At 58.8% G+C, this 16,368-nt stretch carries 20 protein-coding genes; 6 read left to right on the forward strand and 14 right to left on the reverse strand.

Annotation, left to right across the window (positions count from 1 at the left end; genetic code table 11):
* Positions 1-80 precede the first annotated feature (80 nt).
* Positions 81-923: a 16S rRNA (adenine(1518)-N(6)/adenine(1519)-N(6))-dimethyltransferase RsmA gene (rsmA, locus tag ACR0BI_RS03760; protein ID WP_480561405.1), complete on the forward strand. Its 843-nt coding sequence runs from the start codon at positions 81-83 to the stop codon at positions 921-923.
* A 58-nt stretch (positions 924-981) separates the two neighbouring features.
* Here the strand turns inward: rsmA and ACR0BI_RS03765 are convergent, their stop codons facing one another.
* From ACR0BI_RS03765 to prfA, 3 genes are all read right to left on the reverse strand, one after another.
* Positions 982-1,563 carry a DUF4167 domain-containing protein gene (locus tag ACR0BI_RS03765; RefSeq protein ID WP_170396747.1) on the reverse strand — a complete coding sequence of 194 codons (582 nt, stop codon included), beginning with the start codon at positions 1,561-1,563 and terminating at the stop codon, positions 982-984.
* A 227-nt stretch (positions 1,564-1,790) separates the two neighbouring features.
* A complete protein-coding gene (gene prmC, locus ACR0BI_RS03770) occupies positions 1,791-2,648 on the reverse strand; it encodes a peptide chain release factor N(5)-glutamine methyltransferase (protein ID WP_170817854.1) in 858 nt (285 codons plus the stop codon).
* A complete protein-coding gene (gene prfA, locus ACR0BI_RS03775) occupies positions 2,645-3,700 on the reverse strand; it encodes a peptide chain release factor 1 (protein ID WP_170396981.1) in 1,056 nt (351 codons plus the stop codon). Before prfA ends, prmC begins: the two co-directional genes overlap by 4 nt.
* 62 nt (positions 3,701-3,762) lie before the next feature.
* Between prfA and ACR0BI_RS03780 the strand changes: the two genes are divergently transcribed.
* Positions 3,763-4,065, forward strand: coding sequence for a hypothetical protein (locus tag ACR0BI_RS03780; protein ID WP_480561404.1), 303 nt, complete (start codon positions 3,763-3,765; stop codon positions 4,063-4,065).
* Here ACR0BI_RS03780 and ACR0BI_RS03785 read toward each other — a convergent pair.
* From ACR0BI_RS03785 to ACR0BI_RS03800, 4 genes are read right to left on the reverse strand one after another with little or no spacing between them, the layout of a single operon-like run.
* Positions 3,991-4,404: a DUF1499 domain-containing protein gene (locus ACR0BI_RS03785; protein ID WP_170509517.1), complete on the reverse strand. Its 414-nt coding sequence runs from the start codon at positions 4,402-4,404 to the stop codon at positions 3,991-3,993. The two genes, ACR0BI_RS03780 and ACR0BI_RS03785, sit on opposite strands and share 75 nt — an antisense overlap.
* Positions 4,405-4,449: 45 nt before the next feature.
* The gene (gene speB, locus ACR0BI_RS03790) at positions 4,450-5,397 is read right to left on the reverse strand and encodes an agmatinase (protein ID WP_170396741.1); all 948 of its coding nucleotides are present in this window, start codon (positions 5,395-5,397) and stop codon (positions 4,450-4,452) included.
* A gap of 59 nt (positions 5,398-5,456) precedes the next feature.
* The gene (gene speB, locus ACR0BI_RS03795) at positions 5,457-6,425 is read right to left on the reverse strand and encodes an agmatinase (protein WP_170406255.1); all 969 of its coding nucleotides are present in this window, start codon (positions 6,423-6,425) and stop codon (positions 5,457-5,459) included.
* Positions 6,426-6,437: 12 nt separating this feature from the next.
* A complete protein-coding gene (locus ACR0BI_RS03800; protein WP_480561403.1) occupies positions 6,438-7,601 on the reverse strand; it encodes a M20 aminoacylase family protein in 1,164 nt (387 codons plus the stop codon).
* A gap of 66 nt (positions 7,602-7,667) precedes the next feature.
* Between ACR0BI_RS03800 and mazG the strand changes: the two genes are divergently transcribed.
* The 3 genes from mazG to ACR0BI_RS03815 all read left to right on the forward strand — a co-directional run bounded on the left by mazG (position 7,668) and on the right by ACR0BI_RS03815 (position 9,973).
* Positions 7,668-8,525, forward strand: coding sequence for a nucleoside triphosphate pyrophosphohydrolase (gene mazG, locus ACR0BI_RS03805; RefSeq protein WP_480561402.1), 858 nt, complete (start codon positions 7,668-7,670; stop codon positions 8,523-8,525).
* Positions 8,526-8,588: 63 nt separating this feature from the next.
* Positions 8,589-9,527, forward strand: a complete 939-nt coding sequence (locus tag ACR0BI_RS03810; protein WP_480561401.1) for a nucleoside hydrolase — start codon at positions 8,589-8,591, stop codon at positions 9,525-9,527.
* Positions 9,524-9,973, forward strand: coding sequence for a GNAT family N-acetyltransferase (locus ACR0BI_RS03815; RefSeq protein ID WP_170422057.1), 450 nt, complete (start codon positions 9,524-9,526; stop codon positions 9,971-9,973). Before ACR0BI_RS03810 ends, ACR0BI_RS03815 begins: the two co-directional genes overlap by 4 nt.
* Here ACR0BI_RS03815 and ACR0BI_RS03820 read toward each other — a convergent pair.
* From ACR0BI_RS03820 to ACR0BI_RS03845, 6 genes are all read right to left on the reverse strand, one after another.
* Positions 9,970-10,137 (reverse strand): hypothetical protein, encoded by a 168-nt coding sequence (locus ACR0BI_RS03820; protein WP_170396730.1) that lies wholly within the window; start codon positions 10,135-10,137, stop codon positions 9,970-9,972. The two genes, ACR0BI_RS03815 and ACR0BI_RS03820, sit on opposite strands and share 4 nt — an antisense overlap.
* A gap of 102 nt (positions 10,138-10,239) precedes the next feature.
* Positions 10,240-10,557, reverse strand: a complete 318-nt coding sequence (locus ACR0BI_RS03825) for a hypothetical protein (RefSeq protein WP_170422059.1) — start codon at positions 10,555-10,557, stop codon at positions 10,240-10,242.
* Positions 10,558-10,679: 122 nt separating this feature from the next.
* Positions 10,680-11,957: a phosphopyruvate hydratase gene (gene eno / locus ACR0BI_RS03830; protein WP_170406273.1), complete on the reverse strand. Its 1,278-nt coding sequence runs from the start codon at positions 11,955-11,957 to the stop codon at positions 10,680-10,682.
* Positions 11,958-12,101: 144 nt separating this feature from the next.
* Positions 12,102-12,980 carry a DMT family transporter gene (locus ACR0BI_RS03835; protein WP_170422062.1) on the reverse strand — a complete coding sequence of 293 codons (879 nt, stop codon included), beginning with the start codon at positions 12,978-12,980 and terminating at the stop codon, positions 12,102-12,104.
* A gap of 136 nt (positions 12,981-13,116) precedes the next feature.
* Positions 13,117-13,530, reverse strand: a complete 414-nt coding sequence (locus tag ACR0BI_RS03840; RefSeq protein ID WP_170396723.1) for a Fur family transcriptional regulator — start codon at positions 13,528-13,530, stop codon at positions 13,117-13,119.
* A 72-nt stretch (positions 13,531-13,602) separates the two neighbouring features.
* Positions 13,603-14,307, reverse strand: coding sequence for an endonuclease/exonuclease/phosphatase family protein (locus ACR0BI_RS03845; RefSeq protein WP_170396721.1), 705 nt, complete (start codon positions 14,305-14,307; stop codon positions 13,603-13,605).
* A gap of 152 nt (positions 14,308-14,459) precedes the next feature.
* Between ACR0BI_RS03845 and ACR0BI_RS03850 the strand changes: the two genes are divergently transcribed.
* The gene (locus ACR0BI_RS03850; RefSeq protein WP_170567182.1) at positions 14,460-14,855 is read left to right on the forward strand and encodes a hypothetical protein; all 396 of its coding nucleotides are present in this window, start codon (positions 14,460-14,462) and stop codon (positions 14,853-14,855) included.
* Between the two features lie 62 nt (positions 14,856-14,917).
* Here the strand turns inward: ACR0BI_RS03850 and ACR0BI_RS03855 are convergent, their stop codons facing one another.
* The gene (locus tag ACR0BI_RS03855; RefSeq protein ID WP_480561399.1) at positions 14,918-16,336 is read right to left on the reverse strand and encodes a protein adenylyltransferase SelO; all 1,419 of its coding nucleotides are present in this window, start codon (positions 16,334-16,336) and stop codon (positions 14,918-14,920) included.
* Between the last annotated feature and the right edge of the window lie 32 nt (positions 16,337-16,368).

Consider the following 16,368-nt stretch of genomic DNA (forward strand, 5'->3'; position numbering starts at 1 on the left):
CTTCATCTGGCCCCAAATACCTCCGCCGGAGGCAAAAAAATCTCTGGCGCTCTCCCCGCAACCCGCGCGACGGTAAAGTCATGAGCGCCATCGACTCCCTCCCCCCGCTGCGCGAGGTTATCGCAACTCACCAGCTTTCGGCCCGCAAGTCGCTGGGCCAGAACTTCCTGCTCGACCTCAACTTGACCGCCAAGATCGCGCGGCAGGCGGGTGATCTCACTCAATGCGATGTCCTTGAAATCGGCCCAGGCCCCGGAGGTCTGACTCGCGGGCTTCTGTCCGAAGGCGCGCGCAAGGTCGTGGCCGTGGAAAAGGACACCCGCTGCATCGCCGCCCTGAACGACATCGCCACTGCCTATCCGGGCCAGCTGGAAGTGATCAACGGCGACGCGCTGGAAATCGAGCCGCTGGCCCATCTGACGCCTCCGATCCGGGTGGCCGCCAACCTGCCCTACAATGTCGGGACCGAGCTTCTGGTCCGCTGGCTCACCCCGCCCGAATGGCCGCCCTTCTGGCAGAGCCTGACCCTTATGTTTCAACGTGAAGTGGCCGAGCGGATCGTCGCCCAACCCGGCAGCAAGGCCTATGGCCGCCTCGCCATCCTTGCCCAATGGCGGGCCGAAGCGCGCATTGCAATGTCCCTGCCACCCGGAGCCTTCACTCCACCGCCCAAGGTCTCAAGCGCCGTGGTTCACCTGACTGCCCTGCCCGAACCCCGCTATCCCGCTGACGCCGCAACCCTGTCTCGCGTGGTTGCCACAGCCTTCAATCAGCGCCGCAAAATGCTGCGGGCCTCACTGAAAGGGGCAGCGCCAGATATCGAGGACCGCCTGATCGCAGCCGGTATCAAACCCACCGACCGGGCCGAGCAGATCCCACTCGAAGCCTTCTGCGCGCTCGCGCGCGAAATTCGCAAACCCTGAACGAAAAAACCCCAGGCCTTTGCCCGGGGTTTTCATTCAATTCATGATCGAAAAGCGCTTATTCAGCTGCCTCGGGTGCGTCGCCCTTGTCAGCGGGTGCATCCTCAGCCGCAGGGGTGGCAGCCTTTGGCTTCCGGGTGCGCGGGCGGCGCGGCTTTTCCTTACGCTCGGTCGCTTCGGGTTGCTCGGCATCCTTGCTTTCCGGCGTCTCGACCAGCCCTGTATCGGGCGCAGCCGCCTCATTCCCGAAATCCACAACGTCCGGCTGCGGAGCCTCGGCCGGATCGGCCTGACGGGCGGCTTCGCGTTCCTGACGCTCGGCGCGTTCACGATCACGCTCGGCCTGCCGTTCGCGGTTCTGACGCTCTTGCTCTTCGCGGCGCGCTTCGATCTCGCGCTGCGCTTCGCTTAGCATGCGCAGATAGTGCTCGGCGTGTTGCTGAAAGTTCTCAGCTGCCACGCGGTCATTCGACAGCTGAGCGTCGCGCGCCAATTGGTTGTATTTGTCAATGATCTGCTGCGGTGTGCCACGCACCTTGCCTTCGGGGCCCGAGCTGTCAAAAACTCGGTTTACGACGTTTCCGCCAGAAGGACGATTGCGGTTGTTCTTGGCCCGCGAGCGGGATTTGGAAGATCTCATCTTACTTTACGTCAGCCTTATCAATTCACTGTCGATCAACCCGTATCTAACGCTGCTCAGTGGCTTGTGCCGTTACGCGCTATCGACTTTTTGGGCTTGGCGTCAGGGGTGCGCTGAAACAGCGTCAACCTCGCCGACTAATCCTGAGTAAACATGTCCTGAGCGTTCAGACAAGGGGATTCTCGAAAATGTCGCAGCTTTTTTACATCAATCGGCATTTTTCGGCCTCAGTTTCGCTTAGAAGGCGGCATTCTGGCCCCCACAACACGATCACGCCTGTCCAGATCGGGGATCACCTTTACGCCGGTCAAACCAGCGGCATCAAAAAGGGCAGAAACATAAGCGCCCTGTGTCGGGCCAATTTCAACCAGGATACGCCCGCCGGGCATCAGATAATCCGGGGCCGACGCCGCAATACGGCGATAGGCATCCAGACCGTCGCCCTCATCCGTCAGCGCCATGCGCGGCTCATGCTCGCGCACTTCAGGGGAAAGCGCGTGCATCTCGTCCGCTGAAATATAGGGCGGATTCGAAACAATCAGATCGAACTGACCCTCAATGTTTTCGAACCAGTCAGATTGCCGAATCTCGGCGCGCGCCTGCACCTGATGCTGTACTGCATTGGCGCTGGCCTGCAGACAGGCAGCTTCGCTGAGGTCGGCGCCGACGCCCGAGGCACTCCCCCGCTCGGCCAGCAAGGTGATCAGGATACAGCCCGAGCCCACACCCAAATCGAGTACATGATCAAACGGCTCGCTCAGCGCCGCCTCGATCAATGCCTCGGTCTCCGGGCGCGGGTCCAGCACATCGCGACTGACCCGAAACCGCCGACCATAGAATTCACGCTCGCCCAGCAGATGCGATACCGGCACTCGGATGGCCCTTAGCGAGATCAATTGATCGTAGCGTTCCGCGATATCCACCGGCAGTTCCTCGGGCGCGATCAGCGTCACCCGACTGGCCTCGATCCGCGCCGCATGCGCCAGCAGCACCCGCGCATCCCGCGCTGGATCAGGCACACCGGCTGCGCGCAAACGTGCGGTTGCAGCGACCATGGCCTGCGCGGCTGTCAGCGCCGCAATCATTGCGCCATTTCGGCCAGAAGCCGAGCCTGATCATCTGCGGTCAGCGCGTCGATCACCTCATCCAGATCGCCCTGCATCACCTGATCCAGCTTATAAAGCGTCAGGTTGATGCGGTGATCGGTCATGCGGCCCTGCGGGAAATTGTAGGTCCTGATCCGTTCGGACCGGTCACCTGAACCGACCTGACTGGCGCGATCCGCCGAGCGTTCGCTGTCGATCCGCTGCCGTTCAAGATCATAAAGGCGCGTTTTCAGCACCTGCATCGCTATCTCACGGTTTCGGTGCTGGGATTTCTCGGAACTGGTCACCACGATACCGCTGGGCAAGTGAGTAATCCGCACGGCCGAATCCGTCGTGTTCACGTGCTGCCCCCCCGCGCCCGAGCTGCGCATCGTGTCAATTCGGATGTCATTGGCATCGATCTGAATGTCCACATCCTCGGCCTCTGGCAAAACCGCCACCGTCGCCGCCGAGGTATGAATGCGCCCACCGCTTTCGGTTTCGGGCACGCGTTGCACGCGATGCACGCCGGATTCGTACTTCATCCGCGCAAAGACATTGTCGCCCTTGATGTGTGCCACCACCTCTTTGATCCCACCAAGATCAGACGCTTGTTCCTCGATGATCTCGAACTGCCAGCCCCGCGCTTCGGCATAGCGTTGATACATGCGCAGCAGGTCTCCGGCGAACAGCGCGGCCTCATCCCCGCCGGTGCCGGGGCGTATTTCCAGCATTGCCGGGCGCGCATCAGCCGCGTCTTTGGGCAACAGCGCCAGCTGCAAGGCATGCTCCGCCTCGGGGATACGCGCCTGCAGTTCTGGAATTTCCTCTTCGGCCAGCTCTTTCATGTCCGGGTCGGACAGCATTGCCTCGGCCTCGGCCAGATCTGAAACCAGCTGACGCCACGCCATGATCTGATCGACCACCGGCTTGAGGTCGGAATATTCCTTTGCCAAAGCTGCAATATCCCCGCCCGAGGCACCATCCGCCATGGCCGCTTCGAGGTATTGGAATCGCTGAGTTATCTGTTCAAGGCGTTCTTCGGGGATCATCCGCGCGGTGTCTATCATCCAGAGGCTTTGGTCAAGGCCCTGCCTTGTGCTAGGCTTGGGCCATGAAGCGACTGATCTTAGCCCTGACACTCATTGCGGCGCCCGGAATGGCCGATGTTGTTGGCCCCGGAGGCAAGGTGCAAGACTGCTATTGCACCGACAAATCCGGCACCCGCATCGAGTTGGGAGAGATGATATGCCTGCAGGTCGACGGCCGCATGTTCATGGCCCAATGCCAGATGTCGCTGAACGTGCCCATGTGGCGCGAGGTGCAAGAGGGCTGTTTGTCGTCAGGGTTGCAGCAAAGCAAGCCATTGGGTGACCCGGTCCCGATTGACGCCGAAATCTTTCCGGCCAAATCTTAATCTTGCATAGATACGCAGCGTATCACCGTCTAGCTGCACGGTGGTGTAATCGGGAAAACCGAACACCTTGGTACGGGTGATATAGGTGATCATGCCCTCTTCCAGCGATCCGGCCAGCACACTGGTGCGTGGTGTTGCGCGCGCAATTTTATCGAGACGCGCCAGCCCATCAGGACCGGTTTCGACGACCCGAACGACACCACCCTTCAGGTCTCGTTCCGTGTCTTCAGGGGCCACATGCCAGCGCACAGGATCTGAAGGCGCAAGTCTGATATAGGCACCCATTGCAAGGCCCACCGCAATCAACAGCCACAGCAACATTTTTATCTGCCCATTCATTCCCGCTATGCCCTGCTTACTCGGTCAGAGGATGGCGTCGCACCCCTATCGTGACGTCACTCCGGGCAGAATGCACAGCATCTCGAACAGTAGATTGGCTGCGGTCAGTGCCGTATTGCCCGACGGATCATAGGGTGGAGATACTTCGACCAGATCGCAGCCCACCACATTCATGCCTGCCAGCGCATGGATCAACTGCAGCGCCTGCGGAGTGGTCAGACCTGCGATCTCGGGCGTGCCTGTTCCGGGTGCATAGGCCGGATCGAGGCTGTCGATATCGTAGGTGATATAGACCGGGTGATCGTCAACAGTTTTACGGATCAAAGAGCCGATTTCGGTCAGGTTCTGTTGCCACAGCTCCCACGCCGGGTACTGACGGAACCCCCAACCCTGTGCCTCGGTAAAGTCGCTGGCGGCGTAACCCGAGCCTCGAATGCCGATCTGAAAGGTCTTGTCAGGGACAATCAGCCCTTCCTCATAGGCGCGGCGGAAGACAGTGCCGTGGGTTTCCTTTTCACCGAACATCTCATCATTCACGTCGGCATGGGCGTCCACGTGCACCAGTGCCACAGGCCCGTGCTTGGCTGCCATCGCCCGCAGGATCGGCAAAGTGATCGAGTGATCCCCACCCATCGCCACTGGGACAACACCTTGCGCCAAAATGCCGTCATAGCTTTCCTTGATGATCTTAAGACTATCGGCGAGCGAGAAAGTGTTGATCGCCAGATCGCCGATATCTGCGATCTGCAGATGGTCGAAGGGCGCCGCGCCATTGGACATGTTATAGGGCCGGATCATCGCACTTTCACTGCGAATCTGCTTGGGTCCGAACCGTGTGCCCGACCGCCACGAAGTGCCGATATCCATCGGAACCCCCAGGATCGCCACATCCAGCCCGTCCAGCGACGACGCCTGTGGCAACCGCATAAACGTGTTCGGCCCCGAAAACCGTGCCAGATCATTGCCGCCAATCGGTTGGTTGTATTGGGTCATGTGATGTCTCCGATCCGGTGCCTCACCAAGCAGATACCGGGATTATGCCTAACCAAAGGTTAAGGCTTCACCAGCTTGTTCCACCCCAAAAGGCAAATGATCTGTGTTGCCACATGCGCCCCCGCAATCGCCGTCGCACCAGAGGTGTCATAGGGCGGAGAAACCTCGACCACGTCGCCACCTTTGAGGTTGATCCCGGCAATGTCGCGCAGGATGATTTGCGCCTGAATCGAACTCAGCCCGCCCCAGACTGGCGTGCCAGTACCGGGCGCAAAAGCAGGGTCCAGACCGTCGATGTCGAAGCTCAGGTACACGGGGCTGTCGCCCAGAATACCCCTGATCTTCTGCGCCACGGCGGCTGGGCCGGATTCGTAAACCTCGCGCGCGTCGATGATGTTGACGCCCAACGTGTCTTCGTTTGTAGTGCGAATGCCCACCTGAACCGAGCGTTTCGGATCAACCAACCCCGATTTCACTGCCTTGTAGAACATCGTCCCGTGATCCACGCGGGACATGTCGTCATCGGCCCAGGTGTCCGTATGCGCATCAAATTGCAGCAGCGACATCGGCCCATATTTCTCGGCATAAGCTTTGAGGATCGGGAAGCTGATATAATGATCCCCGCCCAGCGTGACCGAAGCGACATCGGCCTTCAGAATGGTCCGAATGTGGTCGGTCAGCGTGTCGGGAAAGGCCGGGATATTGGCGTAGTCATAGGCCATGTCGCCATAATCCACGATGGCCAGCTCACTCAGAGCATCAAAAGGCCAGCCATAAGGCGCATCCGGCGATTGCAGCGCGCTCGCCTCACGGATCGCGCGCGGCCCCAGACGGGTTCCGGGGCGGTTTGTCACCGCCTGATCGAAAGGCACGCCGGTTACAGCAATATCCGCACCCGTCAGGTCTTTGGTATAAAGCCGCCGCAGGAATGAAGTCGCGCCGCCAAAGGTGTTTTCATAGGACAGCCCCTTAAGATCGGGGTTGGTGAATGCCTCATCCACCTGGTTCTTTGCATCTTCCAGTGCCATGTCTTTTCCCTGTCAGCCCAACGGCTGTGCCTTTTCGACGATCCGCGCGAAGAAGGACGCTCCGATCGGCGCGACGTCGTCATTGAAGTTGTATTTCGGATGGTGCAGCCCCGCGCCATCTCCTTGCCCCATGAACAGGTAAGCACCGGGTCGGGCCTGCAGCATGTAGGAAAAATCCTCTGCCCCCATCTCACGCCCAGCATCATCTTTCACGTGTTCCGCGCCGGATACATCCCGCGCCACTTCAGCCGCGAATGCCGCCTTGTCGGCGTCGTTGATAGTGGCGGGATAACCCTCCTGATAGTCCAGTTTGGCCTCGACACCGTACGAGGCCGCCTGCCCCGCCACGATCTGCGCCATTCTCTCTTTGACCATCCTTTGCACGGCCGGATCAAAGGTGCGAACGGTGCCGTTCAGATAAGCGGTATCAGGGATCACGTTATTCACTGTTCCGGTGTGTATCTGCGTCACCGACACCACCAGATCGTCCAGCGCATAGTGGTTGCGGCTGACGATGGTTTGGATCGCCTGCGCCATCCCGCAAGCTGCCATCACCGGGTCGCGCGTCTCATGCGGCATTGCCCCGTGGCCGCCCACGCCCTGAATATGGATCTCAAACGTATCTACTGCGGCCATCAGCGGCCCCGGCGTGGTTTCGAACAGCCCCTCGGGCCGACCCGGAGTGTTATGGATACCGTAAACCTGAGAGATATCGAACCGATCCATGATGCCTTCTTCAACCATCACGCCCGCGCCGCCGCCCTCTTCCTCGGCAGGCTGAAAGATCAGCGCAACCCGGCCCGCAAAATTCCGCGTTTCGGCCAGATAGCGCGCAGCACCCAGTAGCATGGTTGTATGCCCGTCATGACCGCAGGCATGCATCTTACCGGGGTTTTTCGAGGCGTAGTCCACGCCCGTCTCCTCGGTAATCGGCAGAGCATCCATGTCAGCGCGCAGACCAATAGTCGGTCCCTCGCCCTGCCCGTTGATGATCGCGACCATGCCGGTTTTGGCGATTCCCTCATGCAGTTCATCTACCCCAAACTCGCGCAGACGCTCGGCCACATAGGCGGCCGTCTCATAGCATTCGAATTCCAATTCGGGGATGGTGTGAAGGTGCTGGCGCCACTTGGCCATATCAGCGGCGTAATCGGCAATTCGGTTGACGACGGGCATCTGGGGTGGACTCCTGATCCTGACTGCGGGATGGATGCATCTGACACCGGAACGAAAGGGTTCGCAATGGCCGAAAATCCTCTGATCCACGACACGGACGCAGGTATCGAGCGTTTGCTGGAAATCATGCGCCGCTTACGCGACCCTCAATCCGGCTGCCCGTGGGATATCGAACAGGATTTTTCGACCATCGCGCCCTATACGATCGAAGAAGCCTATGAAGTCGCCGATGCCATCGAACGCGAGGCTTATGACGAATTGAAGGGAGAGCTGGGCGACCTGCTGTTCCAATCCGTCTTCCACGCGCAAATGGCTGAAGAGGCTGGGCATTTTACCTTTCAGGACGTGGTGCGCACCATGTCGGACAAGATGGTTACCCGTCACCCACATGTCTTCGGTGATGAGTCCCGCGAGAAGTCGGCGGATCAACAGACAAAGGACTGGGAAACCATCAAAGCCGCCGAACGTGCGGGCAAAGAACAAAAAGGTGCACTAGACGGTGTCGCCGCCAACCTGCCCGCCCTGCTACGCGCACACAAGCTGCAGAAACGTGCCGCGCGCGTAGGGTTCGACTGGCCTGACGCCAGCCATGTGCTCGCCAAGATCACCGAGGAAGCCGCTGAGCTGGAAGAGGCGCGCGACAGCATGGATGCCGACGCGCTTGAGGATGAATTCGGCGATCTGCTGTTCGTGATTGTCAACCTCGGCCGCCACTTAGGCATCGAACCCGAGGCCGCCCTGCGCCGCACAAACGCCAAGTTTACTCGTCGTTTTGAGAAGGTCGAAGCCCGGCTGGCCGAACGCGGAAAAACGCCTTCGCAAAGTGATCTGGCCGAAATGGACGCGCTGTGGGACGAGGTGAAAATCGAGGAACACCGCGCCAACGGCAAACTCCCGCCGGTGGATGCTCCGGCAGGCACGTAATTCGGCTAGACAAGTCCCGCGACACTTGCGAGTGTCCGACCTTCACGGCCCCCGGAGACCCCCATGCCCCGCAAGATCATAATCGACACCGATCCCGGACAGGACGACGCCGTCGCCATTCTTCTGGCGCTTGCCAGCCCCGAAGAGATCGAGGTTCTGGGTATCACCGCCGTCGCTGGAAACGTGCCTTTGGAGCTGACCGCCAAAAACGCCCGCATCGTTTGCGAGTTGGCGGGGCACACCGAAATCCCCGTCTACGCCGGATGCGATCGCCCCTTGAAACGCCCGCTCGTCACCGCCGAGCATGTGCATGGTAAAACAGGGCTCGACGGCCCTGTTTTGCCAGATCCTGAAATGCCTCTGGCCGAAGGTCACGCGGTCGATTTTATCATCGATACCCTACGCGCACATGAGCCCGGCACGGTGACGCTCTGCCCTCTGGGGCCGCTGACGAACATCGCCACAGCGTTCCAGAAAGCGCCCGACATCATCAACCGGGTGCAGGAAATCGTGCTGATGGGTGGTGCGTATTTTGAGGTTGGAAACATCACACCAGCAGCCGAGTTCAACATTTATGTCGACCCGGAAGCCGCTGATATTGTGTTTAAATCGCGCATTCATGTCGTCGTAATGCCATTGGATGTCACACATGATGCGCTTGTCACGCCCCATCGCAACGATGCATTCCGGGCATTGGATAGCAAGGTTGGTCATGCGGTCGCAGAAATGACCGATTTCTTCGAACGCTTCGACAAAGAAAAATACGGCTCGGAGGGCGCACCGCTGCACGACCCCTGCGTCACCGCCTATCTAATCCGACCCGAGTTGTTCTCGGGCCGCCACATCAATGTTGAGATCGAAACCCAATCTGAATTGACATTGGGCATGACAGTGGCCGACTGGTGGAGGGTCACTGATCGCGCACCAAACGCCATGTTCATGGGTGACGTGGATGCCAAAGGTTTCTTCGACCTGCTCACAGAAAGACTTGCCCGCCTATGACCGCCGCACTCCGCCTTGCCCGCCCCGACGATCTGGACCGACTGATGGCGCTGGTCGCGGCGTTTCACTCGGAATCCGGCATCGCGCAGGATGACGAGAAACGTCGCAACGCGCTGGCCCCTCTGCTGGATGGAATACCCCATGGGTGCATATATCTGATCGGTCCGGGCCGCGCACCGCTGGGCTATGTCATCCTCACCTTCGGTTGGTCGGTCGAGTTTGGTGGCATGGATGCCTTTGTAGATGAGATTTACATCCGCCCCGCCGTCCGCGGACGCGGTATCGCCACCGAAGTGCTGCATGATCTCCCCAAGGCGCTGGCCGAGGCCGGTCTGACCGCCCTGCATCTTGAGGTCGACCGGACCAACGAAACCGCGCAGAAACTATATCTGCGGTCAGGTTTTAAACCGCGCGATCGCTACATGCTGATGAGCAAATCGCTTTAGCGCGATTCCCCCCGGAAGATTACCGCCGGATTTGCCATTTCCTGCACCGGATCATCCTGCGAAACCTGCATCCCTGTGATCGGATAGGTCCCAGGCTCTGAACATGCGGCCAGCATCCCCGCGCAAAGCATTGAAATTACGAGAAAGACCTTTGAAGCAGACATATCGTCCCCCTTTCTGCAATGCTTGCAGACTATCGGGAGTCACAGCGCCGCAATAGGAACAAGTTCACACATAACGACATTTATGTTTGTTTAGCTTAACGATCAGCGGCAGTTCTTATTGAACGTCTGCTCCATGGTCTTGAACTGCCGGGGCACGCGTTTGGGTTTGGGCAGCGCATTCAACTGTTCAGTTATGTTCTCACCTGTGTACCAGGACTCGAACAATAATTCTTTGATGTCATCGTCCAAAACCGTGTTGGCGACGTTATAGGTGCACAGGCATTCCTCCATCGTGACCTGCCCGCTGGGATCGCCTTCCACCATTTTCTGGCACACTGCCTGAGGCGGACGATCAGCCCCTGCAAGCTGAGGCAGGATCAATAGCGCCCCAGCGCCAACGATGCGTTTGAATGTTGTCATAAATCGCCCTCTCCCATGTTGGCCTTCGATGCCCAGCTTAGACGGATCGGTAATGACGCAAAGAAAAAAATGGCCCCGGCGTTCTACCGGGGCCTGATCTGGTTTTACCAAGTACGCCAAACTCAGCGCTTTAGGATCGACGCGCCGGCGTATTCTGCGACCTCACCCAGCGATTCCTCGATGCGGATCAGCTGGTTGTATTTGGCCAACCGGTCCGACCGCGCCAACGAGCCGGTTTTGATCTGCCCGCAGTTGGTCGCCACAGCCAAATCGGCAATGGTGGCATCTTCGGTCTCGCCCGAGCGATGCGACATCACGTTGGTATACCGTGCACGGTGGGCCATATCGACGGCGCGCAGGGTTTCAGTTAGTGATCCAATCTGGTTCACCTTAACCAGCATCGAGTTGGCACAGCCACGATCGATTCCCTCGGCCAGACGCTCTGGGTTGGTTACGAACAGGTCGTCGCCGACCAGTTGTACTTCGTTGCCGATGGCATCAGTCAGCGCTTTCCAGCCATCCCAATCGTCCTCGGACATACCGTCTTCGATCGAGATAATTGGGTAATCTTTGACCAATGTCGCCAGATACTCTGCGTTTTCCTCTGAGGTCAGCGAGATGTTTTCACCCGACAGAACATATTTTCCGTCGCGGTAGTATTCGGTGGCGGCGCAGTCCAGCGCCAGATGGATCTCTTCTCCGGGTTTGTAGCCCGCTTTTTCGACCGCCTGCAGGATGAAATCCAGTGCCTCACGGGTCGAAGCGATGTTAGGGGCAAAACCACCTTCGTCCCCCACTCCGGTGGCCAGTCCGGCAGCCGACAGTTCGCGCTTGAGCGTATGGAACACCTCCGACCCCATGCGCACGGCTTCGCGGATATTCGCGGCCGAGGTCGGCATGATCATGAATTCCTGAATGTCGATCGGATTATCGGCGTGCTCACCCCCGTTGATGATGTTCATCATCGGAACCGGAAGAACGCGCGCCGAAGTACCGCCAACATAGCGATACAGAGGCTGCGTGGTGAAATCCGCCGCCGCCTTGGCCGTCGCCAGCGAGACACCCAGGATAGCGTTCGCGCCCAGACGGCCCTTGTTCTCGGTCCCGTCGAGTTCAATCATCGCCTGATCGATGGCCACCTGCTCGGTCGCGTCAAAGCCCACCAGTTCTTCGGCGATCTCACCGTTAACGGCAGCGACCGCTTCCAGCACGCCCTTTCCCATGTAACGGGATTTGTCACCATCGCGCTTTTCCACCGCCTCGTAGGCGCCGGTCGACGCCCCTGAAGGCACAGCGGCGCGGCCCATGGTGCCGTCTTCCAGAATCACGTCCACTTCGACCGTCGGGTTGCCCCGGCTGTCCAGTATTTCGCGTGCGTGGATGTCGATGATCGTGCTCATGATATGGGTCCCAATGAAGCCAACGGTTGCATGCCTCATACCAGCACGCGGCGAAAAGTAAACCGTTTCCGTTATCGCTAACACTTATATTTTTCAGCCTTTAGGGCTAACAGTTTGCTGTTTGCGCCAACAGGTCGCGGGCGCTTAGGCCACTGCCAATGCCCGCGCCAGCTGGCGTTCTCGAATGAAAGTATACAGACCTGATCCGATAATCAGACCGGCACCGGCCAACGTCATGCTGTCGGGGCGTTCGCCAAACATCAGCATCCCAGCCGTGATCGAGAACACCAACCGGGTATACCGAAACGGCGTCAGCGCTGAGGCTTCGCCGATCCGCATCGCGGTTACGATGCCGTAATAGCCCAAAACGCCGAACCCGATGGCACCCAGATAAGGCCCGATCTGCGCAGCTTGCAGCGGCACAACGGGCTGTGCTGTGAACACCATAAGGGCCGCACCAGCCAGCGCCACTCCGATATAGGCCTGCAATGCGACGACCGACGAGGCCACACGAACATCCAACCTGCGTGTGATCAGATCACGTGCCGCGATCGCAACGACCGATACCAAAACAAACAATGATTCCGGCTGGAATCCCTCGAACCCGGGGCGGATGATCATCAAGACGCCGACAAAGCCGATCCCGATGGCGCTCCAACGGCGCCAACCGACCTGCTCGCCCAGAAACAGTGCTGCCCCCATCGTGACAAATAGAGGCATCGCCTGAAAAACCGCCGCCACAGTCGACAGATCAACAAGTGACAGCGCGGTCACGAAGCTGAGCGCACCAAAGGCTTCGGTTCCGGCACGGATCAGCGGCAAAGGTTGCCACGCGACCGGGTCGAAGATGCGTTTGCGTGTTGCCATAGACATAAGCGTAAACACAGCCCCGCAGATCAGACCCAATGCGATCATGATCTGCCCGGTCGACACGCTGACCGAGAGATGCTTGATGAACATGTCCTCAAGCGCGAAGGCTGCCATCGAGCCGATGATCAGCAAAATGCCGTTTACGTTGTTCATGCGCGTTTCCATTGGAACAGGCCGCTGACAGGCGGACCTTTCCGGCAGCAAAACCGCAACCTTTGCGACGTCGCAAGCAGTATTACGACATGTTCGATGAAATCGCGTTCACCGACCGATCGATTTTCGTGATGTGTCAGTCTTTTTCCAACGGTACGCCGTACAATTCAAGGCGATGGCCTTTCAGCCTGTAGCCAAGCTTGGCCGCAATCTTTTCTTGCAGCGCTTCTATCTCAGGGTCGACAAACTCGATCACCTCGCCTGACTGCATGTCGATCAGGTGGTCGTGGTGATCACGCTCTGCATCTTCGTATCGCGCGCGCCCGTCGCCGAACTCCAGCCGCTCAAGTATCCCGGCCTCTTCGAACAACTTCACGGTACGATAGACTGTCGCGATCGAAATTCCCGCATCTTCGGCTGAAGCACGGGCATAAAGCTCTTCTACATCCGGGTGATCTTCGCTTTGCTGCAAGACCTGTGCAATGGTCCGCCGCTGGCCGGTCATGCGCAGGCCCTTGGCTTCGCAACGGGCGATAATCGTGTCGGACATGGTGACCCCCGGAACTGTTCGGTGTTCTGTCTTAATATGTCTACGCGCCCTGCGCCACAGACGATTTTGCGGTCAGGCGATGCGTCGCAGATCGGCCCAGACGGGTAAATGATCCGAGGCGATATGCGCGGGCCGCGCATCATGCACCCCGTGCAGTGCAGCCTCAAGCCCCTGCCCCACCGCGATTCTGTCCAGTGCCCCCAATGGCTGCGCGGCCGGGAAGCTTGGAACCGGAGGAAGAAACCGCATGTCCGGGGCCAAATGATCTAGAACAGGCTGGCGTGACCATTCGTTGAAATCCCCGGCCCAGACGGTGGGCATGTGTTCCAGATCAGAATCACATCGACGGATATGACTGATCTGTTGGCGTCGCGACGCCGGCAAAAGCCCAAGATGCATGCCCATCACCCGTAAAGGCCCGATCTGCGTATCAAACTCGACCCGCACGGCGCCGCGGGGCTCCAGACCCGGCAAATCATGATGACCTGCCTGACGCACCTGAATGGCGTCCCCACGCCAGATCACCGCGTTGCCATGCCAACCAAGACTACCGGCACCGCCCAGGTCCACGATCTGCCACCCGGCCTCATCCAACATGAAATGTGGCAAAGCGGCAGGACGGGGCGGCAATCGTTTGTCCGCCTCCTGCAGAACAACGATATCGGCCTGCATGCTTTCGATGACCTGCAATATCCGCTGCGGCTGCCGCCGGAAATCGAGTCCCACGCATTTCTGAATGTTGTAACTGGCAAGGCGCAAGGTCGAGCGGTAGGTCATCGGCACACTTAAACTGATTTAACCCAAGATCGCCAACTGGTCGGACAAGTGCAAGCTGAACCCAGCGCTGAATGGCAACGCGCCGCCTGCTCCGCTAACATTTGTGCAAAACGGCCTTGAGCCCGCGCAGCCCCTCGGCCACCTTCACGATCATGTTCATAAGGTTTGTCCACCCGATCAAGATAGAAGATATGGACGCGCGTCAGGGGTTCTTCTGCGCGGCCTACGACCTGCGCGACACTGCTGCGCTGGATAAATACACATTCGATCGAATTGAGGCGCTGCTGGTTTGGTTCCGGGAAAACCTTGAAATCCCCTATCGGTTCAACAGGACAAAATCTAAAGGCGCCTTTCAGCGCAATACCAAAGGCCTCAGCTGGTTCAAACCCGAAGCCAATGAGGTTTTGGGCAAGTCGTATGAGATGGTCGCACTGCTCAAAGAAAACGGATATCAGATCGATACTCTGCGATCAGACCGGATCGGCTACGTTGTCTATGAAGATGCGTGTCAGGTGATCGCCGAACCCTTTGCAGACACGCCCCGATAGCCTCGAAACCTGAAACTTCAAAAGTTTCAGGCTCGGTTTCTTCATAAGAAACCGTCTCTTTGTTACGTACCGCAGAATGTCGCGTGTACGACCTCGTTCTTCGCCGGAGGGCGCATCAGGTCAGCTGATTCTGGTTGATCCTCATACGGCCGTGACAGCACTTCATTCAGCCGATTGAACGGTGCGTAATCGCCCTGCACCGCAGCCTGAATCATCTGCTCCACCCGATGATTGCGTGGAATGAAGGCCGGATTGGCCACAGCCATCACGTCCAAAGGCGCATCCTCACGCGCCAAGCGTTCCTGCCACCCCTTTGCCCATTCGTCAAAAGCCGCCGGGTCGGCAAACTGGTCTCGCGCGCGGTCGCTGCCCAGCGCGCGGAACGTGTTTGCGAAGTCCGCCTGATTCTGCGCCATCCGCGTCAACAGATCCGAGATCATTTCAAGATCCCCCTCCTCTGCCCGAACCAATCCGATCTTGGCCCTGAAACGTTCCAGCCAATGTGCCTGCATCAACGCAGGCATGGCATGGACAATTTCGGTGGCCTCTTCGACAGCTGCGTCCTTGTCCTCAAACTGCTGAATTAGGGCCGTTGCCAGCTGCGCCAGATTCCAAACCGCAATCTCAGGCTGGTTCGAGTAGGCATACCGCCCCATCCGGTCGATCGAGCTATAGACTGTATTCGGGTGATAGCTGTCCATGAACGCACATGGGCCATAGTCGATCGTCTCACCGGCGATCGAGCTGTTGTCAGTATTCATGACCCCGTGAATGAAACCCACGCTCATCCATCGGGCGATCAACCCGGCCTGCGCATCCCGAACCGCGCGCAACAAACCCATAGCCCCGTCCGCCTCAGGATAGTGGCGCTGAATGGCATATTCAGTTAGCCGTTGCAGGCTCTCTAACTGCCCTCGCGCTGCAAACACCTGAAACGTGCCTACCCGCAAATGGCTTTGCGCCACACGTGTCAGTACCGCCCCGGGCATCGGACCCTCGCGCAGCACGATCTCTCCGGTTTCAACCGCTGCCAAGGCGCGCGTGGTGGGAATGCCCAGCGCATGCATCGCCTCGGAAACCACATATTCGCGCAAAACCGGCCCCAGCCAGGCACGTCCATCTCCCTGGCGCGAGAAAGGTGTCTGCCCTGAGCCCTTCAATTGAATATCCCGCCGAATCCCGTCGGTTCCGATCGTCTCACCTAACAAAACCGCGCGCCCATCTCCTAGTTGAGGGTTATAGGTGCCAAACTGATGCCCGGAATATAACTGCGCCAGCGGCTCGGCCCCTTCGGGCACAGTATTGCCCGCAAAAGCCTGCGCCATCTCTTCTACGTCGCCCGGCGCAATCCGCAACAGTCGCGCCAGATCACTGTTGAAGGCAACAAGCTTTGGTGCACGCACAGGCACAGGCCCCTGCCGCGCAAAGAAGGTGTCCGGCAGGCGAACATAGCTGTTGTCAAACGGGATCGTCAAAGTCATGCGGCAAACATATGCTCTGCATACACAATTGC

The sequence above is a fragment of the Ruegeria sp. E5 genome (assembly GCF_056534105.1).